General features: G+C 60.3%; 22 protein-coding genes. 7 read left to right on the forward strand and 15 right to left on the reverse strand.

The annotated features are described in order from the left end of the window. Positions 1-26 precede the first annotated feature (26 nt). From B9Z50_RS09835 to hpaR, 10 genes are all read right to left on the reverse strand, one after another. Positions 27-842, reverse strand: a complete 816-nt coding sequence (locus B9Z50_RS09835; protein WP_108363857.1) for an aldolase/citrate lyase family protein — start codon at positions 840-842, stop codon at positions 27-29. Between the two features lie 167 nt (positions 843-1,009). Then, entirely contained in the window at positions 1,010-1,825 is an 816-nt protein-coding gene (hpaH, locus tag B9Z50_RS09840) for a 2-oxo-hept-4-ene-1,7-dioate hydratase (protein WP_108363859.1), read from the reverse strand. Between the two features lie 100 nt (positions 1,826-1,925). Further along, on the reverse strand, positions 1,926-2,363 hold the full coding sequence (locus B9Z50_RS09845; protein WP_108363861.1) for a 5-carboxymethyl-2-hydroxymuconate Delta-isomerase: 438 nt from the start codon (positions 2,361-2,363) through the stop codon (positions 1,926-1,928). A 12-nt stretch (positions 2,364-2,375) separates the two neighbouring features. Beyond that, a complete protein-coding gene (hpaD, locus tag B9Z50_RS09850) occupies positions 2,376-3,302 on the reverse strand; it encodes a 3,4-dihydroxyphenylacetate 2,3-dioxygenase (RefSeq protein WP_108363863.1) in 927 nt (308 codons plus the stop codon). 20 nt (positions 3,303-3,322) lie between these two features. After that, positions 3,323-3,718 (reverse strand): type II toxin-antitoxin system VapC family toxin, encoded by a 396-nt coding sequence (locus tag B9Z50_RS09855; RefSeq protein ID WP_108363865.1) that lies wholly within the window; start codon positions 3,716-3,718, stop codon positions 3,323-3,325. Continuing rightward, positions 3,715-3,990 (reverse strand): CopG family transcriptional regulator, encoded by a 276-nt coding sequence (locus B9Z50_RS09860; protein WP_108363867.1) that lies wholly within the window; start codon positions 3,988-3,990, stop codon positions 3,715-3,717. The genes B9Z50_RS09855 and B9Z50_RS09860 overlap by 4 nt, the downstream gene beginning before the upstream one ends. Before the next feature lie 69 nt (positions 3,991-4,059). After that, positions 4,060-5,529, reverse strand: coding sequence for a 5-carboxymethyl-2-hydroxymuconate semialdehyde dehydrogenase (gene hpaE / locus B9Z50_RS09865; protein WP_108363869.1), 1,470 nt, complete (start codon positions 5,527-5,529; stop codon positions 4,060-4,062). 263 nt (positions 5,530-5,792) lie between these two features. Further along, on the reverse strand, positions 5,793-6,569 hold the full coding sequence (locus tag B9Z50_RS09870; RefSeq protein ID WP_108363871.1) for a fumarylacetoacetate hydrolase family protein: 777 nt from the start codon (positions 6,567-6,569) through the stop codon (positions 5,793-5,795). Continuing rightward, positions 6,566-7,198, reverse strand: a complete 633-nt coding sequence (locus B9Z50_RS09875; RefSeq protein WP_108363873.1) for a fumarylacetoacetate hydrolase family protein — start codon at positions 7,196-7,198, stop codon at positions 6,566-6,568. Before B9Z50_RS09875 ends, B9Z50_RS09870 begins: the two co-directional genes overlap by 4 nt. After that, positions 7,195-7,689, reverse strand: a complete 495-nt coding sequence (gene hpaR / locus B9Z50_RS09880; RefSeq protein ID WP_108363875.1) for a homoprotocatechuate degradation operon regulator HpaR — start codon at positions 7,687-7,689, stop codon at positions 7,195-7,197. The genes B9Z50_RS09875 and hpaR overlap by 4 nt, the downstream gene beginning before the upstream one ends. A 269-nt stretch (positions 7,690-7,958) precedes the next feature. Here hpaR and B9Z50_RS09885 point away from each other — a divergent pair, with 269 nt between their 5' ends. Genes B9Z50_RS09885 through radA form a run of 3 tightly spaced genes read left to right on the forward strand, consistent with a single transcriptional unit; the run spans position 7,959 to position 13,186 of the window. After that, positions 7,959-10,640: a response regulator gene (locus B9Z50_RS09885; RefSeq protein ID WP_108363877.1), complete on the forward strand. Its 2,682-nt coding sequence runs from the start codon at positions 7,959-7,961 to the stop codon at positions 10,638-10,640. 47 nt (positions 10,641-10,687) lie between these two features. Continuing rightward, complete coding sequence (locus B9Z50_RS09890; protein ID WP_108363879.1) at positions 10,688-11,767, forward strand: nitronate monooxygenase family protein; 1,080 nt, start codon at positions 10,688-10,690, stop codon at positions 11,765-11,767. Positions 11,768-11,800: 33 nt separating this feature from the next. Next, positions 11,801-13,186, forward strand: coding sequence for a DNA repair protein RadA (gene radA / locus B9Z50_RS09895; protein WP_108363881.1), 1,386 nt, complete (start codon positions 11,801-11,803; stop codon positions 13,184-13,186). A gap of 32 nt (positions 13,187-13,218) precedes the next feature. Here the strand turns inward: radA and B9Z50_RS09900 are convergent, their stop codons facing one another. Continuing rightward, the gene (locus B9Z50_RS09900; protein ID WP_108363883.1) at positions 13,219-14,721 is read right to left on the reverse strand and encodes an FAD-linked oxidase C-terminal domain-containing protein; all 1,503 of its coding nucleotides are present in this window, start codon (positions 14,719-14,721) and stop codon (positions 13,219-13,221) included. Positions 14,722-15,089: 368 nt separating this feature from the next. Here B9Z50_RS09900 and B9Z50_RS09905 point away from each other — a divergent pair, with 368 nt between their 5' ends. The 3 genes from B9Z50_RS09905 to B9Z50_RS09915 are packed head-to-tail and all read left to right on the forward strand — an operon-like array spanning position 15,090 to position 18,048. Further along, positions 15,090-16,130, forward strand: a complete 1,041-nt coding sequence (locus B9Z50_RS09905; RefSeq protein ID WP_108364360.1) for an ABC transporter substrate-binding protein — start codon at positions 15,090-15,092, stop codon at positions 16,128-16,130. A gap of 3 nt (positions 16,131-16,133) precedes the next feature. Next, on the forward strand, positions 16,134-17,030 hold the full coding sequence (locus B9Z50_RS09910; protein WP_199221720.1) for a proline/glycine betaine ABC transporter permease: 897 nt from the start codon (positions 16,134-16,136) through the stop codon (positions 17,028-17,030). Next, positions 17,023-18,048 carry a glycine betaine/L-proline ABC transporter ATP-binding protein gene (locus tag B9Z50_RS09915; RefSeq protein ID WP_108363885.1) on the forward strand — a complete coding sequence of 342 codons (1,026 nt, stop codon included), beginning with the start codon at positions 17,023-17,025 and terminating at the stop codon, positions 18,046-18,048. The genes B9Z50_RS09910 and B9Z50_RS09915 overlap by 8 nt, the downstream gene beginning before the upstream one ends. Positions 18,049-18,069: 21 nt before the next feature. Here B9Z50_RS09915 and B9Z50_RS09920 read toward each other — a convergent pair whose 3' ends face one another. The 4 genes from B9Z50_RS09920 to B9Z50_RS09935 are packed head-to-tail and all read right to left on the reverse strand — an operon-like array spanning position 18,070 to position 21,367. Beyond that, positions 18,070-18,945 carry a LysR substrate-binding domain-containing protein gene (locus tag B9Z50_RS09920; protein WP_108363887.1) on the reverse strand — a complete coding sequence of 292 codons (876 nt, stop codon included), beginning with the start codon at positions 18,943-18,945 and terminating at the stop codon, positions 18,070-18,072. 52 nt (positions 18,946-18,997) lie between these two features. Continuing rightward, entirely contained in the window at positions 18,998-19,858 is an 861-nt protein-coding gene (purU, locus tag B9Z50_RS09925; RefSeq protein WP_108363889.1) for a formyltetrahydrofolate deformylase, read from the reverse strand. Positions 19,859-19,899: 41 nt separating this feature from the next. Further along, a complete protein-coding gene (locus tag B9Z50_RS09930; RefSeq protein ID WP_108363891.1) occupies positions 19,900-20,673 on the reverse strand; it encodes a LysM peptidoglycan-binding domain-containing protein in 774 nt (257 codons plus the stop codon). 40 nt (positions 20,674-20,713) lie between these two features. Further along, the gene (locus tag B9Z50_RS09935; protein WP_199221721.1) at positions 20,714-21,367 is read right to left on the reverse strand and encodes a rhodanese-like domain-containing protein; all 654 of its coding nucleotides are present in this window, start codon (positions 21,365-21,367) and stop codon (positions 20,714-20,716) included. 259 nt (positions 21,368-21,626) lie between these two features. Between B9Z50_RS09935 and B9Z50_RS09940 the strand changes: the two genes are divergently transcribed. After that, positions 21,627-22,940, forward strand: a complete 1,314-nt coding sequence (locus B9Z50_RS09940; protein ID WP_108363893.1) for an aminotransferase class III-fold pyridoxal phosphate-dependent enzyme — start codon at positions 21,627-21,629, stop codon at positions 22,938-22,940. Positions 22,941-22,991: the final 51 nt, after the last annotated feature.

Consider the following 22,991-nt stretch of genomic DNA (forward strand, 5'->3'; position numbering starts at 1 on the left):
GGCAGTTAATTGGGGTCAGATCCCCATTAATAAGTCGCACCTTTGTTGGGGGCGATGGCAGAGACTTCGGCCTTGAAGTGTGCCGCCAGATCGGTGGTGTGGCGCATCAAGAGTTGGGTGTCCAGACCCACGGCCACAAACACCGCCCCCAGCTTCAGGTAATGGGCGGCCAGGGTGCGGTCGGGTGTGAGGATGCCCGGCGCCTTGCCGGCCTTCAAGATGCGGGCGATGGCGTCCTCAATGGCCGCTTGCACGTCGGGGTGCGCAGCGTTGCCCACATGGCCCATCGAGGCCGAGAGGTCAGCCGGGCCGATGAACACACCATCGACCCCGGGCGTGGCGACGATGGCATCGAGGTTCTTCAGGGCTTCGCGCGATTCCACTTGCACCAACAGGCAGACCTCTTCGTTGGCACGCTTGAAGTAATCCGGGAAATGCCCCCAGCGTGAGGCCCGCGCCCCCGCCATGCCGCGCACACCGCCTTGCCCATCGTCCTGCGGGTAGCGCATGGCTCGCACCAATTGCGCGGCTTGCTCGGCCGTGTCGACCATGGGCACCAGGATGTTTTGTGCACCGAGGTCGAGGTATTGCTTGATCAGCGCCGTCTCGCCCACAGGGACGCGGCACACCGCGTGGCTGGCGGGGTAAGCGGCCACGGTTTGCAGTTGGGCCTGGATGCTGCGCAGGTCGTTGGGCGCGTGTTCGCCGTCGATCACCAGCCAGTCAAATCCGGCCAAGGCGCAGATTTCGGCGGTGTAGGCGCTGGCCAAGCCCATCCACAGGCCAATTTGGGGCTGTTGGTTTTGCAGGGCCTTTTTAAAAAGATTCACTGGCGTATTCATGGGATGTTTCCTCGTTTTAAAGGGATGAAGGCTCAAAGGATGTTGGGGTCGGGGTGGCGGCTCGGGCGATGTGGCAAAGCGGAGCGCCTCTGAGCCCGGGCCGCCACCCTGGCCCCAGCAGCCTCCCGCTATCGCAAGACGAAGCCACTGCAGACGCTTCCAAACGCTCAAACAAACCGAAACTCCAGTTTGCCCAGAGGCCCGTAGTCCACATCAAACACATCGCCCACTTTGGCCAAAGCCGGTTTGGTGAACGAACCCGCCAAAACAATTTCACCGGCTTGCAGGTGCTCGCCCCAGGGCGCGAGCTTGTTGGCCAACCACGCAATGCCCACTGCGGGGTGCCCTTGTACGCCCGCAGCCAAACCGGTTTCTTCGACCACGCCGTTTTGGCGCAACACCGCACCACACCAAGGCAAGTCGGTGGTGAGCGGGTCGACCCGCTTGGCCCCGAGCACGATGCCCGCATTGGCCGCGTTGTCGCTGATGGTGTCGTAGACCTTGCGCATCACCTTGGTGTGGCGGTCGAACTGCTCGATGCGCGAATCGATGATCTCAATCGCAGGGGTCACGTACTCGGTGGCCTCCAAGACTTGCTGCACCGTCACGTTGGGGCCGCGCAGTTCTTTCTTGAGGATGAAGGCCAGCTCTACCTCGACACGCGGTGCGATGAAATCGGTGAAAGGAATGTCCAGCACTTGGCCGGGTGTGCAGTCGTAGCGCATGTCATCGAGCAGCGTGCCGTAGTCAGGCTCGTCGATCTGGCTGGAGACCTGCATGGCGCGGCTCGTCAGGCCAATCTTGTGGCCGATCATGGTGCGCCCTTCGGCCAGCCTGAGTTGCATCCAGGCGCGGTTGATGCGGTAACCGTCTTCGATCGTCATGCCCGGGAAGCGCTTAGAAAAGTGCTCGATCTGCACGCGTGATTTTTGGGATTGGTTGAGCTCTTGGGCGAGCTGCTGGATCAAGGTGTCGTCAAACATGGTGTGCCTTCGTAGGAGCGGTCTCTGACCGCGATGGGGGGTGTTGTTGTGGCAAGGCAGATCGCGGTCAGAGACCGCTCCCACAAAATGTTCTGCCGAATCAAGGCGTGACCTTCTGAAACAGCGGGTGAAGGTTGCTGTGCTTGGCGTCAAACACCTCGGGGCCGACGTCGATTTGCAGCGTGATGCCGATGTGGCGCTGGGCCATGACCGGAGCAAAAGAATCTTGGGCGACTGCAAGCAGCGTCTGCCCTGCACGCTGCTGCGTGGCCTCGCTGCGGCCGCGGCCCATGCGCAGGTTCAGGTACACAAAAGCGTAGTCGCCAGTGCCGCCGGCCTCTCGCCCTGCTGCGCCGCCATCGGCCACCGCGTAATGTGGTGCAGGGTAGGCCAGCACACGGGTGCCGCCTGTGGGGAAAACTTGTTTGGCTTCTTCGTCCCTGACCGTCAGCATGGCGTCCGCCATTTGGCGGCACAGGGCGGTCATGTTGACTTCAGCGTCCAACTGACTGGTGTAGAGGATCACAAGATGGGGCATGGGTCGCTCTCCTCAAAGGCGGGTGCTGATGGCCGTGTAGCCCTCGGCACGGCTGGCCACGGCGGCGGGCACTTGGCTGCCGTCCTGCGGGGTCACTTCAAAAATCGCGTTGAGCTGGCCCGTGCCGCTGGCGCCGAAGTACGGTGTCACCATGTCCACACCGCCGTCATACCCGGTCCAGCCCAAAGCGCCCATGAGCATGGCGGTGTCGTGCATAAAGCCTTCGCCGTGGCCTTTGCTGGCGTACTCGGGCAGCATCTCGCAAAAGGCTTTCCATTCGCGGTTGCCCCACATCTGCAGCACCTGCTTGTCGAGTTGCTCCAAAAACGGGCTCCAGATTTTGTGCGCGAACTCGGGCGCCAAACCGTTTTGGGCAAAGCGGTGCGAGAGCGAACCACTGGCCAAGAAGGCCACCTTGCCGTCGTAATGCTTTTCCACCGCTTCGCGCATGGCCCAGCCCAGGCGGGCGCTGTCGTTGAGGTAATGCACCATGCACAGGGCCGAGACCGAGACCACCTTGAAGTGCTGGTCTTCGTTCATGTAGCGCAGTGGCACCAGCGTGCCGTATTCGGGGTCCAGCGTGGTGTTGTCGTGTGCCAGCGTTTCCACGCCATGCTCGTTGGCCACACGGGCCAGCAGGTGGCCCAACTCGGGGTTGCCAGGTGACTCGAAAGCCATGTGGTGGATGAAGTGCGGCAACTCGTTGCTGGTGTAGTCGCCCTTGAAATGCGGCGCGCAGTTGATGTGGTAATTGGCGTTGACGAGCCAGTGCGTGTCAAAAACCACCAGCGTGTCCACCCCCATGGCACGGCAGCGGCGGCTGATTTCCTTGTGGCCGTCAATGGCGCTTTGGCGCGTGCCAAAGCGCGGCCCGGGGATCTCACTCAAGTACATGCTGGGCACGTGGGTGATTTTGGCGGCGAGTGCAAGTTGGCCCATGGGGTGTCCTGTGGTGACGTTTAGGGGCAGATCAGATCAATGCCTGGAAAGTAACTGCGGTAGCGCCCTGCATCGCGGGTGAGCAATTGAAAGCCCTCGGCTTGTGCATGCGCGCCAATGAAGAAGTCGGGCAAGACGCCGGTTTTGGTGCCACCTTGTCGACGGTATTGACGAAAAGCCTGCCCAGCCAGCCTGGCTGCAGGACGCGATATTTCAGCCAGGCGGATGCCCAGTGTGTCCAGAAAAGTATCCAAATGCGCAGGCTCGCCCGGGTGTCCAGCCAGTTCGGCATAGACCACCATGTTGGTGCCCAGTTCTCCGGCTTTGGCGCTGCGCAGTTGCTGCAAAGACCAGGACATCCAGATGGGGTCGGCCTTGTAGATGTCGAGCAGGACGTTGGTGTCGACCAAGATCATGGTTTGTTCCAGTCCTCGCCGCGGGTGATGGCCATCCATTCGTCTGTACTGGGGCCATCCTTCACGATGCCAATGAACTGCCGAATCGGGTCGTCCGGCGCGAGAAAGGACAAGTCGGGCTCGGGCACAGCATGCGGGCTGGATGGCGTTTTGGCCGCCACCAAATACTCGGCAAGGGCTTCTTGCACGACGTGCGATTTGCTCAGCTTGCGCGCGGCGCAATACTGGGTCAATTCGCGTTCAACGATTTCTGGCAAGCGGACAGACAACATGGCGCACTCCTTGTCATACACATTCGAAATGAATGTATGGCATCAAGTATGACAGATGGTGGTGATTTGTCATACACCCCAATGCGGAATGTGGTGACCGCCCAGCGACACGGCCACGTTTTTGGGCTCGCAGAACACTTCGTAACTCCAGGTGCCGCCTTCGCGCCCAGTGCCGCTGGCCTTGGTGCCGCCAAAGGGCTGGCGCAAATCGCGCACGTTCTGGCTGTTCACAAAGCACATGCCCGCCTCGACCGCAGCGGCCACACGGTGGGCGCGGCCGATGTTCTCGGTCCACACGTAGCTGGACAGGCCATATTCGATGTCGTTGGCTTTTTCAATCGCATCCTGCTCGTCCTTGAAAGGAATCAGGCAGGCCACGGGGCCGAAAATTTCTTCTTGTGCGATGCGCATGCGGTTGTCCACGTCGGCAAACACGGTGGGCCAGACGAAGTTGCCGTGCTGCACATGCGCGGGCAAGTCGGCGGCGTAGCCGGGTTGGCCCAGTCCGCCGCACAGCATCGTGGCACCCTCCTTGGGGCCCAGCTTGATGTAGCTGCGCACCTTGGCCAAGTGGGCCTGGCTGATCATCGGGCCAACGATGGTTTTTTCATCCAGCGGATCGCCCACGGTGATGCGTTTGGCGCGCTCGGCAAACTTGGCGGCAAAGTCGGCGTAAATGCTTTGCTGCACCAGAATGCGGCTGCCGGCGGTGCAGCGCTCGCCGTTGTTAGAAAAGATCATGAAGATGGCTGCATCCAGTGCGCGGTCCAGGTCAGCGTCTTCAAAGATCACAAACGGACTCTTGCCGCCGAGTTCCATGCTGAATTTTTTCAGGCCCGCGCTCTGGACGATGCGGTTGCCGGTGACGGTGGAGCCGGTGAACGAAATGGCGCGCACATCGCGGTGCGAGACCAGCGGTTCCCCCGCTTGCTTGCCATAGCCGTGTACAAGGTTCAGCACGCCTGCAGGCACGCCGGCCTCCAGCGCCAGTTCGCCCAAACGGGCTGCGCTCATGGGTGAGAGTTCGCTCATCTTGAGCACGGCGGTGTTGCCAAACGCCAGACACGGCGCGACCTTCCAGGTGGCGGTCATGAAGGGCACGTTCCAGGGGCTGATCAGTGCGCACACGCCCACCGGGTGGAACAAGGTGTAGTTCAGGTGTGTGGGCGTGGGGTAGGTATGGCCGTCCACACGGGTGCACATCTCGGCAAAGTAGTGAAAGTTGTCGGCCGCACGCGGCACCAACTGCTTGCCGGTTTGGCTGATGGTCTGGCCGCAGTCGCGGGTTTCGGTCTCGGCAATCTCGGGTACGTGCTGCGTGATCAGATCGCCCAGCTTGCGCATGATCTTGGCGCGCTCAGTTGCAGGGGTTGCAGCCCACTTGGGGAAGGCGGCTTTGGCAGCGGCCACGGCAGCGTTCACTTCCGCTTCGCCGCCCGAGGCGACTTCGGCCAGCACTTCTTGTGTGGCGGGGTTGAGGGTCTCGAAATAGTCGCTGCCTGCGACTTGGATGCCATTGATCAGGTGGTCAATCTTCATGGTGTTTTTTCGTCTGGTTGGCTCGGCATTTCGAGCGATGTGGCAAGTTCGTCATTGCGAGCGAATGGCAAGGTCGTCATTGCGAGCGCAGCGCGGCAATCCATGGATCGCTTCGTTCCTCGCGATGACAGGGAAAGGGGATAGGTCGCGTCTTTCCTTGCGATGACAGTGAAAGGGGATGGATCGCTTCGTTCCTTGCGATGACAGGGAGAGGGAATGAATCGCTTCGTTCCTCGCGATGACAGGCAAAAGGGGGGGCGTGTTCATGCTTTCACGAGGGTGTTGATCAGCGCCCCGATGCCTTCGATCTCGGTGACGATCACGTCGCCCGGGTTCACGTTGACGATGCCGTCGGGCGTGCCGGTCAATATCAGGTCGCCGGGGTTCAGCGTCATGAAGCTGCTGAAGTATTCGATCAGGGTGGGCACGTCGAACACCATGTCGGCGGTGTTGCCGCTTTGTGTGACTTGGCCGTTCACAGTGGTCTGCAGTTTGAGCGCCATGGGCCCACCTTGACCTTGGTGTACATCGGCCGCATCGACCAGCCAGGGGCCGATCGGCGTGCAGGTGTCGCGGTTCTTCACGCGCAGATTGGGGCGGTACCAGTTTTCCAGGTAGTCGCGGATGGCGTAGTCGTTGGCCACGGTGTAGCCGGCAATGAAGTCATAGGCGTCGGCCTTTTTCACGCGGCGGGCGGTGCGCCCGATCACCACTGCCAGCTCGCACTCGTAATGCATGTACTTCACATCGACTGGGCGATGGGTCAAGCCTTTGTGCCCGATCAAAGAGGCCTCGCCCTTCATGAAGGCCAGTGGCTCTTCGGGCGCCTTGAAGGCGAGTTCTTTGGCGTGGTCAGCGTAGTTCAGGCCCAGCGCGATGACGGTGCGAGGCTGTGGCACGGGCGTGAGCGGCGGCAACCAGACGACGTCGTCAAAACCCACACGCTGGCCTTTGTGCGGGCCTTGGGTGATGAGCAACTGGCCTTCTGACTCGACGGCTTGCTGGATGGCGCCTGACCAAGCGATGCGTGCGTGTTTCATGCGGCCTCACTTTGCACAGTTTGAATCAAGGGGGCAAAGCCTGGAGCGCTCAGGCACACCGTGTCCCCCGCACGGGCACGGGGTCTTTGGCCATTGGCCAGCACATCGGTGCCCAGCATCAGCACATCGCCCGCTTGCAGGCTCATGAATTCGCCCACATCGGCCAGCAGGCGCTCGACCGGGCGCACCAGCTCCGACAGGCGAACCGTCTGCACCCGCTGGCCATTGAGTTGCACGTTGATGCTCAACGAGGCCAGGTCCATAGGGGCCCAAGGCACAGGGGGTGATCCGCAGCCTAAAAAACCGTCGCGGCACCGGAACTTGACGGGTGGGCGGAAATAACTTTGGTGTGGCACGGACCAGTCGTTGAGCAGGACTGCGCTGTCTGGTGCGCCATGGGCGCCGATGACCAATCCCAGCGTGGCGCCTATGTCCACCTCATTGACCCCGTCTTGCAGCATCAAGGTGCCACCCGGGTTGAAGGTATTGGCCGATTTGACATACAGCACGGGCGCTCGGGGCGGGCCTTTGTAAGGGTCTTGTGCCATGCGCGGGCTCCACAGGTCCCATTCACGCTGAAAATTCAGCAGGCAGCCGTACGCGGTGCCTGCAGGTTGCCAATGTTTCATGGTGCAGCTTTCTTTTTGCGGATGGATTGCGGTGGTTCTGCAGGTCCATCGTGCTCCAGGGCAATCAACTGGTCGAGCAAGGCATACAAATCTTGCAAGGCGGTTTTGCCCAGTTGTCCTTCCATCCAGGCGTAGTGGGCTTCAATGCTTTGCGACAAGGCTTGCACTTTGGCCAGTCCAAGTGATGTCGCACGCACCACCGTCCTGCGTGCGTCTTGTGGGCAGCGATGGCGCTCTATCAAGCCATCACGCGCCATGCGGGTGAGCACACCCGTCAGGCTGGGGCCCAGCAAGAAAGCTTCTTTGGCCACTCGCCCGGTTTCCACCCCTGCGCTGTCGTCGGCGTGTTCGCCCAGAACCCTCAGCACACGCCACTGTTGGTCGGACAGGCCGTGTGCGCGCAGATTGGGCCGGGTATGCCCCATGACCGATTCGCGCGCCTGCAAAAGCAGGCGCGGCAAGTTTCGGTGAACAAAGGGGTTGGGTTGCATTTATTTAACATGTTAATTGATTGGGTGGGGTTTCATCTGCGTGTTTTCCCTTGTCATGGCAATGGGGCCTGCGAATGGGTGGGGCGCTAGGACTTCTTGGGGTACCTATAAATCCATAAAAATGAATGATTTGGTATTTAAATAAATGATGCAAGACTAGAATCGGGCGCAATGCGACCTCTTGGCTGTCATGCGGCAGGCCAAGTACGCGAATTTATCCATGGCCAGTCAGACAACACACCGCATCTCGCCGCAGGCTTGAACGATCGATGAAAAACCTCAGCCTCAAGTTACAACTGTCACTCAGTGCCATGGCCTTGGCCGTCGCACTGCTGCTGGCCCAATTTGCATTGCAATTTCAGGTCATGCGAACAGACATTGTTCAAAGGATCGAAAAGCACGAGTTTCGCCAGTTGAGCGAGCTGGCCAGTCAACTGGATGAAAAACTGGAAGACAGTGTCAACATGTTGGACATGGTGGCACGCCATGTGCCCATGGCGTCGATGGGGGATTTGGACCGTCTGGAGCAATTCTTGCGCGACGAGCAGGCCTTGCTGACGGTGTTTGACGACCTCTACGTCTTCGACGCCAAGGGGGTGCTCTTGGTGGACTGGCCTGTCAAACCGGGACGCAGGACACTGGACATGTCTGGCCGGGACTATATTCAGGGCGTCATCCATACCGGCCTGCCTGTCATTTCTGCGCCGATTCTGGGGCGCGCTACCCAGCAGCCCATCGTGGTTGTGGCTGCCCCCATTAGGGATGCGAACCAGCAGCTGGTGGGCATCATGGGGGGGGTGCTCAATCTGTACAAACCCAATTTGTTGGGCGCGATTGCCAACCGCAAGAATGGCGAGGCGGGGTATTACTACTTGGTCAGTCAGGACCGTCTGCGCATTGCCCATCCCGATCCGGCGCTGATTTTGAAGACCGTCCCCCAAGACAGCGGTAGCGTCCCTTTTGAAAACGCCATGAAAGGCTTTGAGGGGACACAAGAGGGTTACAACACCCGGGGTCTCAAGGGCTTGTTCACCTTCAAAAAACTGGCGACCACGGGCTGGATTGTGGCTTCGGTGGTGCCCTCTGCGGAGGCCTTTGCGCCTGTAGAAAGCCTCTATCGGAAAATGTTGGGGCTCAGTGGCCTGTTGTTGTTGGTGATGGCACCTTTGCTGTGGATTTTTCTGGCACGGGTGGTGCGGCCTTTGGACGTTTTGGCGCGGGCCATGCACCAGACGGCCGCCAGAATGCGCGAGGGTCAGGTGGTCGCCCCTATTGCCCAAGTGGGTGGCCATGAGATCCAAATGGTCACGCACGCGTTCAATGAATTCGTGGATGCGCGGATCCATGCCGAACAGGATTTGGCCATGGCACGAGATGCCGCGCAAGCGGCCAACGCTTCCAAAAGTGACTTTCTGGCCAACATGAGCCATGAAATCCGCACGCCCATGAACGGCATTTTGGGCATGACCGAGTTGTGCCTGCAAACCCGTTTAACGGCCGAGCAACGCAGCTATCTGGACATGGTCTCGACATCGGCACACTCTTTGCTGGCCGTGATCAATGACATCCTGGATTTTTCCAAAATCGAAGCGCGCAAACTCAGTCTGGACCCGCACCCGTTTTCTTTGCACAGCCTGATTCGGCAAACCACACGCACCCTGTCTTTGCGGGCCAGTGAAAAAGAGCTCGAACTGGTTTGCGACTTGGGCTGCGACGTGCCCGATGAGGTCATTGGTGACCCCTTGCGCCTGCAGCAGGTGATCACCAATTTGCTGGGCAATGCCATCAAATTCACGGCGCGAGGCGAAATTTTGCTGTGCATCAAAACCATGGTTTCCCCGCCTAACCGCGATGGTGTTTGGTTGCAGTTCACCGTGAAAGACACCGGGATCGGCATTGCGCCCGACAAGCAGGCCCTGATTTTTGATGTGTTCACCCAAGCCGACTCCAGCACGGTGCGCCGATTTGGCGGCACGGGCTTGGGCCTGGCCATCAGCCGCAGTCTGGTGCGCATGATGGGGGGTGACATCAGCGTGAGCAGTCAGCTCGGGCATGGCAGTGCTTTCAGTTTTAACGTGCAGTTGCACACCCTGGTCGATACGCCCGCCAGCGCGCAAAACTTGGCCGCATCGTGGGCCGGGCAAACGCTCTTGCTGGTGGATGACAACGCCAGCAGCCGCAAGGTGCTCAGTCACCAATTGCAAACCTTGGGGCTGAACACAGCTGCTGTGGACGGCGCTGCACAGGCGCTGCATTCGCCGCAGTTGCGCCAAGCCCGGTGTGCCCTGATCGATGTGAACATGCCCGACATCGATGGTTTTGCGCTCGCCGCGCAGTTGCGGCAGCTGTTTTCTGCAGCCCAAATGCCCATCATCATGATGGGGGCTCTGAGTGAGCAAATCAGCCAAGAGCAACTCGACCCGCAAGGCATTCAGGGCTTTCTGGTCAAACCGATTGACGTCAACGAATTGGCGAGTGTTTTGAACGGGTTGACGAGCACCATGAGCACGCCAGTGCCGCTCCCACCTTGCGCACCAGAGTCGTCTTTTAAATCTCAGCGCATTTTGCTGGTCGAAGACACGCCGATCAACCAGACGCTGGAGACCATTTTGTTGCAGCGCATGGGTTATGAGGTCAGCCTTGCCAGCAATGGCATAGAGGCCATCGAAGCTTTTTCAACCCGTGAATTTGACCTGATCATGATGGACATCCACATGCCCGAAATGGGCGGTGTGGAGGCCGCTGAAATCATCCGCATGCTGGAAAAAAATCAGCAACTCAAACGCACGCCGATCATCGCTGTGACAGCCAATGCGCTCAAGGGTGACAAGGAGCGTTATCTGGCCGCAGGCATGGACGGTTATGTGTCCAAGCCCATTGCCGTGGATGCGCTGCGCCATGAAATCAAGTCGCTGCTGCGCGAAGAGTATCCCCGCCAACTCGCTGCCTGAGGGCTTTGGGGGGTGCAGACACTCGGCGCAAGCATTAAAGTGCGCCCATGTCACAACCCTTTCAACACTTGGGCCTGAAAGCGCCTATTTTTCAGGCCCCTATGGCGGGCGCACAAAACCACCGCTTGGCTTTGGCCGTGTGCCAGGCCGGGGGGCTGGGGGCATTGCCTGCCGCCATGCTCAGCCCGGACGCCCTGCAGGCCGAACTCCAGGCGCTGACGGCGGCCACGGGTGCACCCTACAACGTCAACTTTTTTTGCCATGAGCCGCCCGCGCCAGCGCCTGAGCGTGAAGCCGGGTGGCACAAGGCACTGGCGCCGTATTACCGCGAGTTCGGCCTGGACGGATCCCCCATCCCCGGCGGCCCAGGACGGGTGCCCTTCGGGCATGAGAGTGCCGATGTGCTGGAGGTGTTTCGCCCCGCGGTGGTGAGCTTTCATTTTGGCTTGCCCGCGCCCGATTTGTTGGCGCGCGTCAAAAGTTGGGGGGCGTTCGTGCTGTCATCGGCCACCACGGTGGCAGAAGCGCGCTGGCTGCAGGCGCACGGCGCCGATGCGGTCATCGCCCAGGGACTGGAAGCCGGTGGGCATCGGGGCATGTTTTTGACGGACGACCTGAGCACGCAAATGGGCACTTTCACCTTGCTGCCCCAAATCGTCCAGGCTGTGGATGTGCCGGTGATGGCTGCGGGAGGTGTGGGCTCGGCCCAGGCCGTGGCAGCAGCCCGGCGGTTGGGCGCCTCGGGCGTGCAAATCGGCACGGCCTATTTGTGCAGCGACGAAGCGACCACCAGCGCGCTGCACCGCGCCGCTTTGCAGTCACCGGCGGCCCAACACACGGCCTTGACCACCTTGTTCAGCGGCCGCCCGGCGCGCGGCATTGTCAACCGCCTGATGCGCGAATTGGGGCCTTTGAGTGAAGCGGCTCCCGCATTCCCATTGGCCACAGCGGCCATCGCGCCTTTGCGGGCAGCCGCCGAAGCGCAAGGCCTGAGCGACTTCACCCCCCTGTGGTCTGGCCAAAACGCATCCAGCGCGCGCAGCCTCAGTGCGATCGACATCACGCGCGAGTGGGTACAAGCCTGGCACCAAGCATCCGTGGTGGAGGGGTTGGGCGTTGGAGGCTGAACGCCAAGCAGCTCAAAGGCACAATCTCCCCCCATGGCCAAAGACAAATCGATATTCACCTGCACCGAATGTGGCGGCACCAGCGCCCGTTGGATGGGCAAATGCCCCAGCTGCAACGCTTGGAACACCCTGATCGAAGCTTCAAGCGAACCCGCAGCAGGCAAAAACCGCTTTGGTTCGGTGCATGCCTCGCTGGCCCCCACGTCTGAAGTGCTGCCCCTGGCCCAGATCGAAGCGGCCGATTTTGAACGCCACCCCACCGGCATCGACGAGCTCGACCGGGTGCTGGGCGGCGGCATGGTCGAAGGTGGCGTGGTGCTGATCGGCGGTGACCCGGGCATCGGCAAATCCACCTTGCTGCTGCAAGCGGTGGATGCGCTGCAGCGCAGCGGCATGAACACCTTGTATGTGACGGGTGAGGAAAGTGGCGCACAAGTGGCCATGCGCTCGCGTCGCCTGGGCCTGCCCGACTCGCAGGTGCCGGTGCTGCCCGAGATCCAGCTCGAAAAGATTTTGCACACGCTGCAATCGCGCCAGCCGGGCATCGCCATCATCGACTCGATCCAGACGGTGTATTCGGACCAACTCACCAGCGCCCCAGGCTCGGTGGCGCAGGTGCGCGAATGCGCAGCGCACTTGACGCGCACCGCCAAATCCACCGGCACCACCATCGTGCTGGTCGGCCACGTCACCAAAGAAGGGGCCCTGGCCGGCCCCCGCGTGTTGGAGCACATGGTGGACACGGTGCTTTACTTTGAGGGCGACACGCATTCCAATTTCCGCCTGATCCGCGCCATCAAGAACCGCTTTGGTGCGGTGAACGAAATTGGGGTGTTTGCCATGACCGAAAAAGGTCTCAAGGGCGTGAGCAACCCCAGCGCCATCTTTTTGAGCCAACATGCCGAGCCCGTGCCCGGCAGCTGCGTCATGGTGACGCTGGAGGGCACACGCCCGCTGCTGGTGGAAATTCAGGCCCTGGTGGACAGCGGTGGCCCCAGCCCGCGGCGCTTGAGCGTGGGCTTGGACCGGGACCGCTTGGCCATGCTGCTGGCGGTACTGCACCGCCATGCGGGTGTGGCCTGCATGGACCAAGACGTGTTTGTGAATGCGGTGGGCGGCGTGCGCATCAGCGAACCGGCGGCCGATTTGGCGGTCATGCTGGCCATCACCAGCAGCCTGCGCGGCAAAGCTTTGCCCAAGGGCTTTATCGCTTTTGGCGAAGTGGGTTTGGCCGGTGAAGTGCGCCCCGCGCCGCGTGGGCAAGACCGCCTGAAAGAAGCGGCCAAGCTGGGCTTCAAGGTGGCGGTGGTGCCCAAGGCGAATGCCCCCAAGAAGAACGACAAGGCCTTCGAGGGCCTGACGATTTACCCCGTGGAGCGCATCGAAGAGGCCATGCAGGTGGTGCGCGGGCTGGACTGAGGGCGAAGACCTCGGCGGTCACCGCCCAGGGCTCAGAAGCGTTCCAACTCCGGGTGCTTGATGGCCCCCGCCCGCACCAGCATGCGGCCGTACTCGGCGCACCGGTTGAGCGTCGGGATGACCTTGCCGGGGTTGAGCAGGCTATTGGGGTCAAAGGCGCGTTTGACGGCGAACATCTGCTCGTTTTCTTCGGCGCTGAACTGCACACACATGCTGTTCACTTTCTCGATGCCCACGCCGTGCTCGCCCGTGACGGTACCGCCCATGGCCACACTGGTTTCCAGGATCTCGGCACCAAACAGCTCGCAGCGGCGCAGCTGGTCGGGGTCGTTCGCATCGAACAAGATCAGCGGGTGCAGGTTGCCGTCACCGGCGTGGAACACGTTCAGGCAGCGCAGCGCGTATTTGGTTTCCATCTCACTGATGGCTTGCAGGATGTCGGCCAGGCGCTTGCGCGGGATGGTCGAGTCCATGCACATGTAGTCGGGGCTGATGCGGCCTGATGCCGGGAAGGCGTTTTTGCGGCCGCTCCAGAATTTCAGGCGCTGGGCTTCATCGCGGCTCACGGTGATGGCGGTTGCGCCGCAGCCCCGCAGCACTTCGCTCATGCGACCGATTTCTTCCTCCACCTCTTCGGGTGTGCCATCGCTCTCGCACAACAAAATCGCCGCCGCGCTCAGGTCGTAGCCGGCGTGCACAAAGTCTTCCACCGCAATCGTCATGGGCCCGTCCATCATCTCCAGCCCGGCCGGGATGATGCCGGCCGCAATCACGGCCGCCACCGCGTCGCCTGCTTTGCGCACGTCGTCAAAGCTGGCCATGATGCAGCGCGCCAGTTGCGGCTTGGGCACCAGCTTGACGGTGACTTCGGTGGTCACGGCCAGCATGCCTTCGCTGCCCACCAGCACAGCCATCAGGTCGTAGCCTGAGGTGTCGAGCGCGTCGCTGCCAAATTCAATCGGGTCACCCTCGATGGTGAAGCCGCGCACTTTGAGCACGTTGTGCACGGTGAGGCCGTATTTGAGGCAGTGCACACCGCCCGAGTTTTCGGCCACGTTGCCACCAATCGTGCAGGCGATCTGGCTGGACGGGTCGGGCGCGTAGTAAAGGCCGTAGGGCGCAGCCGCTTCGCTGATGGCCAGGTTGCGCACGCCGCATTGCACCACCGCCGTGCGGCTCACCGGGTCCACGGTTTTGATCTGGTTGAAGCGGGCCATCGACAGCGTCACACCCATGCGGTGCGGCATGGCGCCGCCCGACAGCCCAGTGCCCGCACCGCGTGCCACCACCGGTACTTGCAGGGCGTGGCAGGTTTTGAGCACAGCCTGCACTTGGGCTTCGGTCTCGGGCAAGGCCACCACCAGCGGCCGCTCGCGGTAGGCGGTCAGACCATCGCACTCGTAAGGCGTGGTGTCTTCGGGGGTGTAAAGGATGGCGTCGGCGGGCAGCACCAGGCCCAAGGCCTGCACCACAGCGCTTTGGCGCTCGGCGCGTTCGAGGCTGAAGAGGAGTTCCGGGTTGGCGATGCTGTTCATGTCGACATTCCTATCAATAGGGGCTTGACTGTAAACCGAGATCGATTTTTCGGCCATGAAGAATCTTTCATGCATCGTTGAATTGGTATCCCAGTAGCAACTTCCTCGCAGGGTAGCCAGCACCTCATCCAGGCAGTCCATTGCAAGGTCGCTGGGGTGGTGGTCATAAAGTTTTGACAAAATACATTTGTACAAATACAATTGCCAAGTGCAGCACAACTCCAGACCCTGCGTCGTCGTGAGTCCCGTGATCTTCTGTATGCGCTTGAAGCGACTCGCTTCAAGCTTTTTTGGCCCAGTTGCCAGGTTTACTGCCTGATTCAAACCGCAACGCTGATGGGCTGTCACCACAATTGATGGGAGAAACCATGAAGCGAATTGCTTTTCTTTTGACATCCACCGCCGCCGCATTGGCATTGACCGCCTGCGGTCAAAAAGAGGCTGCACCACAGGCTGCAGCTACCAATGCGCCGACGACAGCGCAGTGCGGCAAAGTCAAAGTGGCCAATATGACATGGCAATCGGCCGAAGTGTTGGCCAATGTGGATCAAATCATCCTGAGCAAGGGTTACGGCTGTGATGTGGAGCTGGTGCCCGGCGACACCATGCCCACACTCACCTCCATGATGGAAAAAGGCCAGCCCGATGTGGCCCCTGAGGCCTGGGTCAACGCGGTGCGCCAGCCGCTGGATGCGGCCGTCAAGGAAGGTCGTTTGCACTATGCAGCCCAGTCCCTGCCCGATGGCGGTGTCGAGGGTTGGTGGATTCCCAAATACCTGGCCGATGCACACCCTGAAATCAAAACCATTGAAGACGCCCTCAAGCAGCCCAAATTGTTTCCTTCTGCAGAAAACAAAGGCAAGGGCGCTGTGCACAACTGCCCGTCTGGCTGGAACTGTCAGTTGACAACCGGCAACGCCTTCAAAGCCTGGAATGGTGAAGCTCAAGGTTTTGTGCTGGTGGATACAGGCTCTGCGGCTGGCTTGGATGGCTCCATCGCCAAAGCGTACGAACGCAAGCAAGGCTGGCTCGGCTATTACTGGGCACCGACTTCCATTTTGGGTAAATACGAGATGGTCAAATTGGATGCGGGTGTGCCGCATGACAAAGCTGCTTGGGAGGCTTGCAACAGCAAACAAGAGTGCGCCAACCCGGTCAAGAGCGACTGGGCACGCTCCGAGGTCTACACCGTGGTCACCGATAACTTCAGGAAGAACGCGGGCGAGGCCATGGCCTACCTGGACAAGCGTGGCTGGAGCAACAACACGGTGAACGGTTTGCTGGCGTGGATGAGCGAAAAACAAGCCAACGGCAACGACGCAGCCCTGCATTTTTTGCGCACCCAACCAGAACTTTGGACAACCTGGGTCAGCGCCGATGTGGCGGCTAAAGTGAAAGCGAGCCTTTAAAAAATGGCTGACCTGAGTTGGCTCCAGCGCTTTCCGGCGTTGGGCGAAGAGACTTTGCGTGAGATTCGGCAGACGATTGACGGAACCTTTCGGAGTTTCACTCGTGAACACGGTGAAATGATGGAGCGCCTATTCGATCCGCTGCGCGACTTCTTGCTGGCCTCGGAGCATTTGTTGACCCAGTCGCCATGGCCATTGGTCATGGCGGGGATTGCCGCCGTATCGTGGTTGGCCAGTCGTTCTTGGAAAATCGTGCTGGCAGCCATGTTGGCGCTGCTGTGGGTAGGCGTGTTTGGCATGTGGCAAGACCTCATGAAAACCTTGTCCATGATTTTTGTCTGCACGGTGGTCGCCATCGTTGTGGGCGTGCCCATTGGCATCTGGATGAGCTACTCCAACCGCGTGCAAGGCACCATCAATCCTGTGCTGGACGTGATGCAAACCTTGCCAAGCTTCGTGTATCTGATCCCAGTGGTGATGCTGTTGGGCATTGGGCGAGTTCCGGGCTTGATTGCCGTGGTCATCTACGCTGTGCCGCCCGTGATTCGGTTCACCAACTTGGGTATCCGGATGGTGAGTGCTGAATTACTGGAAGCGGCCGATGCCTATGGCTCGGCACGTTGGCAAAAAATGGTGCAAGTCCAATTGCCGCTGGCGCTGCCTACCATCATGGCAGGCATCAACCAGACCATCATGCTGGCGCTTTCGATGGTGGTGGTGGCGTCAATGATTGGTGTGCAAGGCTTAGGTCAACCTGTGTTGCGTGCCATCACCAACCAGTACTTTGCCATGGGCTTGCTCAATGGCTTGGCCATTGTGGTGATTGCCATCTTGTTCGACCGCTTGTCGCAGGCGTATGGCCAGCGCTTGCAAAAGCACCGGGAGATGCAGCATGGCTGAGGCTTTGGGCATTGAGATACGCCATCTCTACAAAATCTTTGGCCCTCACCCCGACAAGTGCATGGCACTGGTGGCGCAAGGCATGGGCAAAGACGAGCTGCGTGATGTACACGGCCACGTGCTCGGCTTGCGCGATGTGAGCCTAAGCATTGCGCCCGGACAAATCCAAGTGGTGATGGGCTTGTCCGGTTCTGGCAAGAGCACCCTGATTCGGCACATCAACCGCTTGATCGAGCCCACTGCTGGTGAAGTCTGGGTGGGTGAGCAAGATGTGCTGAAAATGCGGCCCTCCAGGCTGCGGGCGTTCAGGCGCAAACAGGCGGCCATGGTGTTTCAGAAGTTTGCGCTGTTTCCTCACTTGACCGTGCAGGAAAACGTGGAATACGGTTTGCGCATTCAGGGCGTTCGCAAATCCATGCGCCAGGACGAAGCATTGCGATGGATCGAGCGCGTGGGGCTTAAGGGATATGAAACACATTTTCCCAACCAGCTCTCAGGGGGCATGCAGCAGCGTGTGGGTTTGGCGCGGGCTTTGACCAACGACGCCCCAATTTTGTTGATGGACGAAGCGTTTTCGGCATTGGACCCACTCATTCGCAGCGACATGCAAAGTGTGTTGCTTGACTTGCAGCAGGACCTGGGCAAGACCATTGTGTTCATCACCCACGACCTGGACGAGGCCTTGCGCCTGGGGGACCGCATTGCTATCTTGCGCGATGGCGAAGTGGTGCAACAAGGCACGGGGCAAGAGATTTTGCTCAAGCCTGCTGACGATTACATCAAAAGCTTTGTGCGCGAGGTCAATCGTGGGCGGGTGATCCGTTGCAGAACCTTGCTGCAAGCGGGGCCGCCCACGGATGGGCCCAGCGTGGACTCGCAGTTGGTGATCGAAGAAGTGGCACGACTGCTCAGTGCCGAAGGCAAAGAAGCTGCCAATGTGACCAATGTCAAAGGCAAGCATCTGGGCGTTGTGACGATGACCGACATCATTGCCGCCATGGTGCCGCCAAGGGACTGACCATCCCAGGTTTGCTGGTTGTCAGGCCAATGCTTTCTTGAGCCAATCGGCAAAGGTGGCGCATTCCCAGCGCTCCATGGTGCCGGTGCGCCAGCACAGGTAATGGGCGTGTGGGCTGGGCACGCTGCGCTCGAACAATCGCACCAGTTGGCCGCTTTCGACCCAAGGCGCGCCGAGTTTGGTTCGGATCAAGCCGACGCCCAGGCCTTGGGCTGCGGCGTCGCACATCAAGCCGATGTCGTTGAAGGACGAGCCGTCCAGGGGTTCGGGCCAATCCAGGTCGTGGGCCGCAAACCAGGTCCGCCATGGCTCCAGGGGGCTGCGCAACAAGGGCACGCGCTGCAGATCTTCTACGCTGGTGAAGGGGCCGTTTTCTCGCAACCAGGCCGGTGATGCCAAGGGGGTGACGTCGTCCTTGGCCAGGCAAATGTGCTCCACATCGGAGTAGCGCCCTGTGCCAAACCGCACCGTGAGGTCCGCGTCTTCGGCCACAACGTCCAGCAGGGGAATGCTCACTTGCAGCGTGATGTCGATCTCGGGGTAGGCGTCCAGGAAATGCTTGAGCCTGGGCATCAACACCGAGCGCGCAAAAGTGGGCGTGACCGCCAGGCGCAGCTTGCGCCGGCCCGGCGTGTTGCTGGCGCTGGGAAAGCGCTGCAGCGACACCAGGCCCTCACGCACATGGGCCAGGTATTCATTGCCTTCGGTGGTGAGCGAAAAGTCGGCCCGGCCAAACAGCTTGGTGCCGATGATTTGCTCCAGCTGTTTGACCCGGTGGCTCACGGCGCTGGGCGTCACGCACAGCTCTTCGGCCGCCTGGGTCACGCTGCGCAACCGTGCCAGCGCCTCAAAAGTCAAGAGGCACTGGATGGGCGGGATGCGTGAGGCTGCGGACATATTGAATCAGTTGGGGACAGCGCTAAAGATCTGTCCTGCAAAGTTTGATCTGTTATTTGAAAATCACGGTTTTGTGGCCGTTGATCAGCACACGGTGTTCGCTGTGCCATTTCACGGCGCGGGCCAGCACCTGGCTTTCGGTGTCACGGCCTTGGGCCGTGAGGTCTTCCACCGTCTTGCTGTGGTCCACGCGGGCCACGTCTTGTTCGATGATCGGGCCTTCGTCCAGATCGGCCGTCACATAGTGGGCGGTGGCGCCGATCAGCTTCACACCCCGGTCATGCGCCTGGTAGTAAGGCTTGGCCCCTTTGAAGCTGGGCAAAAACGAGTGGTGGATGTTGATGGCGCGGCCGGCCAACTTGCGGCACAGGTCGTCCGAGAGGATTTGCATGTAGCGGGCCAACACCACCAGCTCGGCGCCTTCGGCCTGGATGATCTCGTGCTGCTTGGCTTCGGCCTGCGCCTTGTTGTCCTTGGTCACCGGGATGTGGTGAAACGGCACGTTGTAACTGGCCGCCAGTTGGTAGAACTCGCGGTGGTTGCTGACGATGGCGCGGATATCGAGCGGCAGCAGACCGCTCTTCCAGCGAAACAGCAGGTCGTTGAGGCAATGGCCTTCCTTGCTGACCATGATCACGGTGCGCATGGGCTGGGCGGTCGCGTGCAGGTCCCATTTCATGCCGAATGTTTGGGCAAATTCGCCCCACTGGGTTTCCAGCGTCGTGGCATTGGCCATGTCACAGGCAAATTGCACGCGCATGAAAAACAAACCGGTGTCGTGGTCGTTGTACTGGGCCGCTTCTTCGATGTTGCCCCCGCGCTCGAGCAAAAAGCCAGAAACCGCATGCACGATGCCGGTGCGGTCGGGGCAAGACAGGGTCAGGATGTAGGTGGACGAGGCAAGTGGATTCATGGGGTGGGATTGTCGCCCATCTTGCCCACTTGCCAGTGGACTCAGGTCGGCACGCGAAGCACCTGTCCGGGAAAGATGTGGTCGGGTGCCGCAAGAACGCGCGGATTGGCGTCAAACAGGCGTTTGTACTGGTGGGGGTCACCGTAAATTTGTTGGGCAATGGCCCACAGTGTGTCGCCTGGGCGCACCACATAGGTTTTGCCTTCGGCTTCGCGAACGGCGGCTTCGGCTTCGAGGGCACTGGTCATCGCATCATGGGCGGGCGCTTGCAGGGCTTTTTGTGAAGCCAGAACGGCTTTCACCAAATCGGTGGGCGGCGCAGGGCTGGCGTTGGCGGTGACGCGGTTCATGACCGAGCGGTTGTGTGCATCCAGTGCCTTCGGGTCGGCTGCCAGGCGGTCCAGCCGGGCTTTGACTTGTTCGGGCGTTTCCCGGTTTTGCCGCAGGTAGTCTTGTTGCGCCTCCACAAATTTCTTTTCGTTGTCTGAGCCGGGGGGCACCTCTTTGAGGGACGCCGACACGGCCGCTTGCAGTGACTGCGTGGCCTCGGGCATCACGCTGGGGGCTGGGGGGCTGGAGGCGACGATGGTCGAAGTGGAAGAGGTTGCCTCCACGCCAGCGGGATCATCCTTTGCCTGAGGGGCGAAAGCCGCTGACGGTTGCTGGGCGCTCGACTGACCCACGATGTAACCGCCAAGGCCTGTGGCGACCAAGGTGGCCACAATGGCCACACCCGCGTAAATCCGTGTAGGCGGGGTGGGGCTGGCGGTGACGATGCGCCCGTTTTTGATGACAACGTCAGGAATGCTGGTCATGTTGATTCTCCAGAAAAAAACGGTGATGGATGTGTACGGTTCACGAGCGTGGTGCTGCAGGCACCACCGTGGTCAGCCCCATGAGCTTCCACATCTGCATGCCACCCCGGTAGTACTTGAGCTTGGCGGCGGGGTAGCCCAGGTTGAGCAGGGCTTGAATGGCGCGTGAAGACTGGTCGCACCAAGGACCGTTGCACCACAGGGCCAACGACTTGGCTTTTTGGTAGTTCCAGCGTTGGTTGGGGCCCATTTCAGCGCCTAAGGCGATCAGGATCTGGCCGATGTGCGGGTTGTCGGCCTTGATGACGGTGAAGGGGATGTTGATGGAGGTGGGGATGGTTTCGATTTTGTGGAAGTCGACCAGCCGGGCATCGATGACCAGACCTTGGCCGCTGGACACCTGGCGGGTCATGAAGTCGAGCAACTCCAGCTCTCCCAGTGTTTCAACACCCGGGGCAACCACCATGGCATGGATGCAAAACTCCGGGCAAGGGCGCGAGGTTTTGGCAAAGTCATCAATGATCTTGTTGCCTGTGTCCTGGATGCGCTGAATCCGGACCTTCTGCCCCGCATGAACCACGTCCACCGCGCTCAAGGTGGGGGTGATCTTGACTTTGAGCTCTTGAGCCCCAAGCCCTGCGCCTGCCCATAACCCCCAGCACATGGCAAACCCGATTCGAGACCACTTGCGCATGATGAATCCTTTGTGAGTTAAAAAGAGTTCATTCATTCTGAAAATACTTTGGTCGCAGTCAATCAGCGCATTGGCGTGGTCAAACCGGAAAAAACACCAAAGCCATGTCCTACAAAGCGACATTCACCCTGCGGTCGGCCTCACAAAAGCGGGTGGGCCTGTCATGCATGCGCGGTTTGGCAAGCGGGTGCTCCTTTAAACTGGCTGTTATTCAGACCCATACGCAAGGAGATCGCCTGTGAGCCCCGCCCAGATTCCCATGGACAACCAGTGGTTGCCCTTCACGCCCAACCGCACTTTCAAACAAGACCCCCGGGTGTTTGTAGGGGCTGAGGGCATGCACTTCACCACGCACGACGGCAAAAAGGTCATTGATGGCATCTCCAGCCTGTGGTGTGTGGGTGCGGGCCACAACCGCCGCCCGATCAACGAGGCCATCAAAAAGCAGCTGGACACGCTGGACTACGCCACGGCCTTTCAGGCCAGCAACGACAAGGCATTCAAAGCGGCGCAGATGATTGCCGACATGGCCCCGGGTGACCTGAACAAAGTGCTGTTTTGCAATTCAGGCTCTGAAGCGGCTGACACGGCCTTGAAAGTGGCGCTGGCCTACCACCGCGCCCGTGGTGAAGGTCACCGCACGGTGTTCATTGGCCGCGAAAAGGGTTACCACGGCGTCAACTTTGGTGGCATGAGCGTGGGCGGCTTGCCCGCCAACCGCAAAGCTTTTGGCGCGCAACTGCTGCCCCGGGTGGACCACATGCGCTTCATTCACGACCCGGTGAACCACGCCTACATCCACCACGAGGAACCCGTGTGGGTCGAAGACCCCCTGCTCGAGCTGGAAAACCGCATTTTGGTGTTGCACGACCCCAGCAACGTGGCCGCCGTGATCGTCGAGCCGATTGCGGGCAGCGCAGGCTGGTACATCCCGCCCAAGGGCTATGTGAAGCGCCTGCGCGAGATTTGCGACAAGCACGGCATCTTGCTGATTTTTGACGAGGTCATCACCGGCTTTGGCCGCTTAGGTGTGAACTTTGGGGCCGACCACTATGGCGTGGTGCCCGACATGCTCAACTTTGCCAAGGCGGTGACCAACGGCGTGATCCCGCTGGGCGGGGTGATTTGCCGCGATTTCATCTACGACGCGATGATGAACGCCAACTCACCGCAGCACGCCATCGAGTTCTTCCATGGCTACACCTATTCCGGCCACCCCGTGGCGTGTGCCGCCGCCATTGCCACGCTCGATTTGATGAAGGAAGAAAACCTGTTTGCCCGCGCGGGCCAACAAGGCAAAGTGTTGGGCGACGCGATGCACAGCGCTTTAAAGGGCCTGCCCAACGTGATCGGCATCCGCACCCTGGGCCTGGCCGGCGCTGTGGAGCTGGCCAGCATCCCTGGCACACCTGGCAAAAGGGCTTACGACATCTTCATGGACTGCTTCCACCACGGCGTTTGGGTGCGCCCGGCTGGCGAGAACATCGTCATTTGCCCGCCCTACATCGTGGAAGATGCACACATCGACCAGATCGTGCAGACGGTGGCCGACAGCATCCGTCGCCACACTTGAAACCACAGTCTTTGACTTGACATCGGCCGCCCGCGAGGGCGGTCTTTTTTT

This window comes from Limnohabitans sp. Bal53, from assembly GCF_003063355.1.
GTDB lineage: Bacteria > Pseudomonadota > Gammaproteobacteria > Burkholderiales > Burkholderiaceae_C > Limnohabitans_A.

Excerpts from the sequence above, each read along its gene's own strand:
- B9Z50_RS09885 (WP_108363877.1), top strand. The coding sequence starts at position 7,959 with ATGAAAAACCTCAGCCTCAAGTTACAACTGTCACTCAGTGCCATGGCC.
- hpaH (WP_108363859.1), bottom strand. The coding sequence starts at position 1,825 with ATGTTTGACGACACCTTGATCCAGCAGCTCGCCCAAGAGCTCAACCAA.
- B9Z50_RS09875 (WP_108363873.1), bottom strand. The coding sequence starts at position 7,198 with ATGAAACATTGGCAACCTGCAGGCACCGCGTACGGCTGCCTGCTGAAT.
- B9Z50_RS09935 (WP_199221721.1), bottom strand. The coding sequence starts at position 21,367 with ATGCGCAAGTGGTCTCGAATCGGGTTTGCCATGTGCTGGGGGTTATGG.
- hpaD (WP_108363863.1), bottom strand. The coding sequence starts at position 3,302 with ATGGGCCAACTTGCACTCGCCGCCAAAATCACCCACGTGCCCAGCATG.
- B9Z50_RS09915 (WP_108363885.1), top strand. The coding sequence starts at position 17,023 with ATGGCTGAGGCTTTGGGCATTGAGATACGCCATCTCTACAAAATCTTT.
- B9Z50_RS09900 (WP_108363883.1), bottom strand. The coding sequence starts at position 14,721 with ATGAACAGCATCGCCAACCCGGAACTCCTCTTCAGCCTCGAACGCGCC.
- B9Z50_RS09920 (WP_108363887.1), bottom strand. The coding sequence starts at position 18,945 with ATGTCCGCAGCCTCACGCATCCCGCCCATCCAGTGCCTCTTGACTTTT.
- B9Z50_RS09905 (WP_108364360.1), top strand. The coding sequence starts at position 15,090 with ATGAAGCGAATTGCTTTTCTTTTGACATCCACCGCCGCCGCATTGGCA.
- radA (WP_108363881.1), top strand. The coding sequence starts at position 11,801 with ATGGCCAAAGACAAATCGATATTCACCTGCACCGAATGTGGCGGCACC.
- purU (WP_108363889.1), bottom strand. The coding sequence starts at position 19,858 with ATGAATCCACTTGCCTCGTCCACCTACATCCTGACCCTGTCTTGCCCC.
- hpaE (WP_108363869.1), bottom strand. The coding sequence starts at position 5,529 with ATGAAGATTGACCACCTGATCAATGGCATCCAAGTCGCAGGCAGCGAC.
- B9Z50_RS09930 (WP_108363891.1), bottom strand. The coding sequence starts at position 20,673 with ATGACCAGCATTCCTGACGTTGTCATCAAAAACGGGCGCATCGTCACC.
- B9Z50_RS09855 (WP_108363865.1), bottom strand. The coding sequence starts at position 3,718 with ATGATCTTGGTCGACACCAACGTCCTGCTCGACATCTACAAGGCCGAC.
- B9Z50_RS09870 (WP_108363871.1), bottom strand. The coding sequence starts at position 6,569 with ATGAAACACGCACGCATCGCTTGGTCAGGCGCCATCCAGCAAGCCGTC.
- B9Z50_RS09845 (WP_108363861.1), bottom strand. The coding sequence starts at position 2,363 with ATGCCCCATCTTGTGATCCTCTACACCAGTCAGTTGGACGCTGAAGTC.
- B9Z50_RS09860 (WP_108363867.1), bottom strand. The coding sequence starts at position 3,990 with ATGTTGTCTGTCCGCTTGCCAGAAATCGTTGAACGCGAATTGACCCAG.
- B9Z50_RS09940 (WP_108363893.1), top strand. The coding sequence starts at position 21,627 with ATGGACAACCAGTGGTTGCCCTTCACGCCCAACCGCACTTTCAAACAA.
- B9Z50_RS09910 (WP_199221720.1), top strand. The coding sequence starts at position 16,134 with ATGGCTGACCTGAGTTGGCTCCAGCGCTTTCCGGCGTTGGGCGAAGAG.
- B9Z50_RS09835 (WP_108363857.1), bottom strand. The coding sequence starts at position 842 with ATGAATACGCCAGTGAATCTTTTTAAAAAGGCCCTGCAAAACCAACAG.
- B9Z50_RS09890 (WP_108363879.1), top strand. The coding sequence starts at position 10,688 with ATGTCACAACCCTTTCAACACTTGGGCCTGAAAGCGCCTATTTTTCAG.
- hpaR (WP_108363875.1), bottom strand. The coding sequence starts at position 7,689 with ATGCAACCCAACCCCTTTGTTCACCGAAACTTGCCGCGCCTGCTTTTG.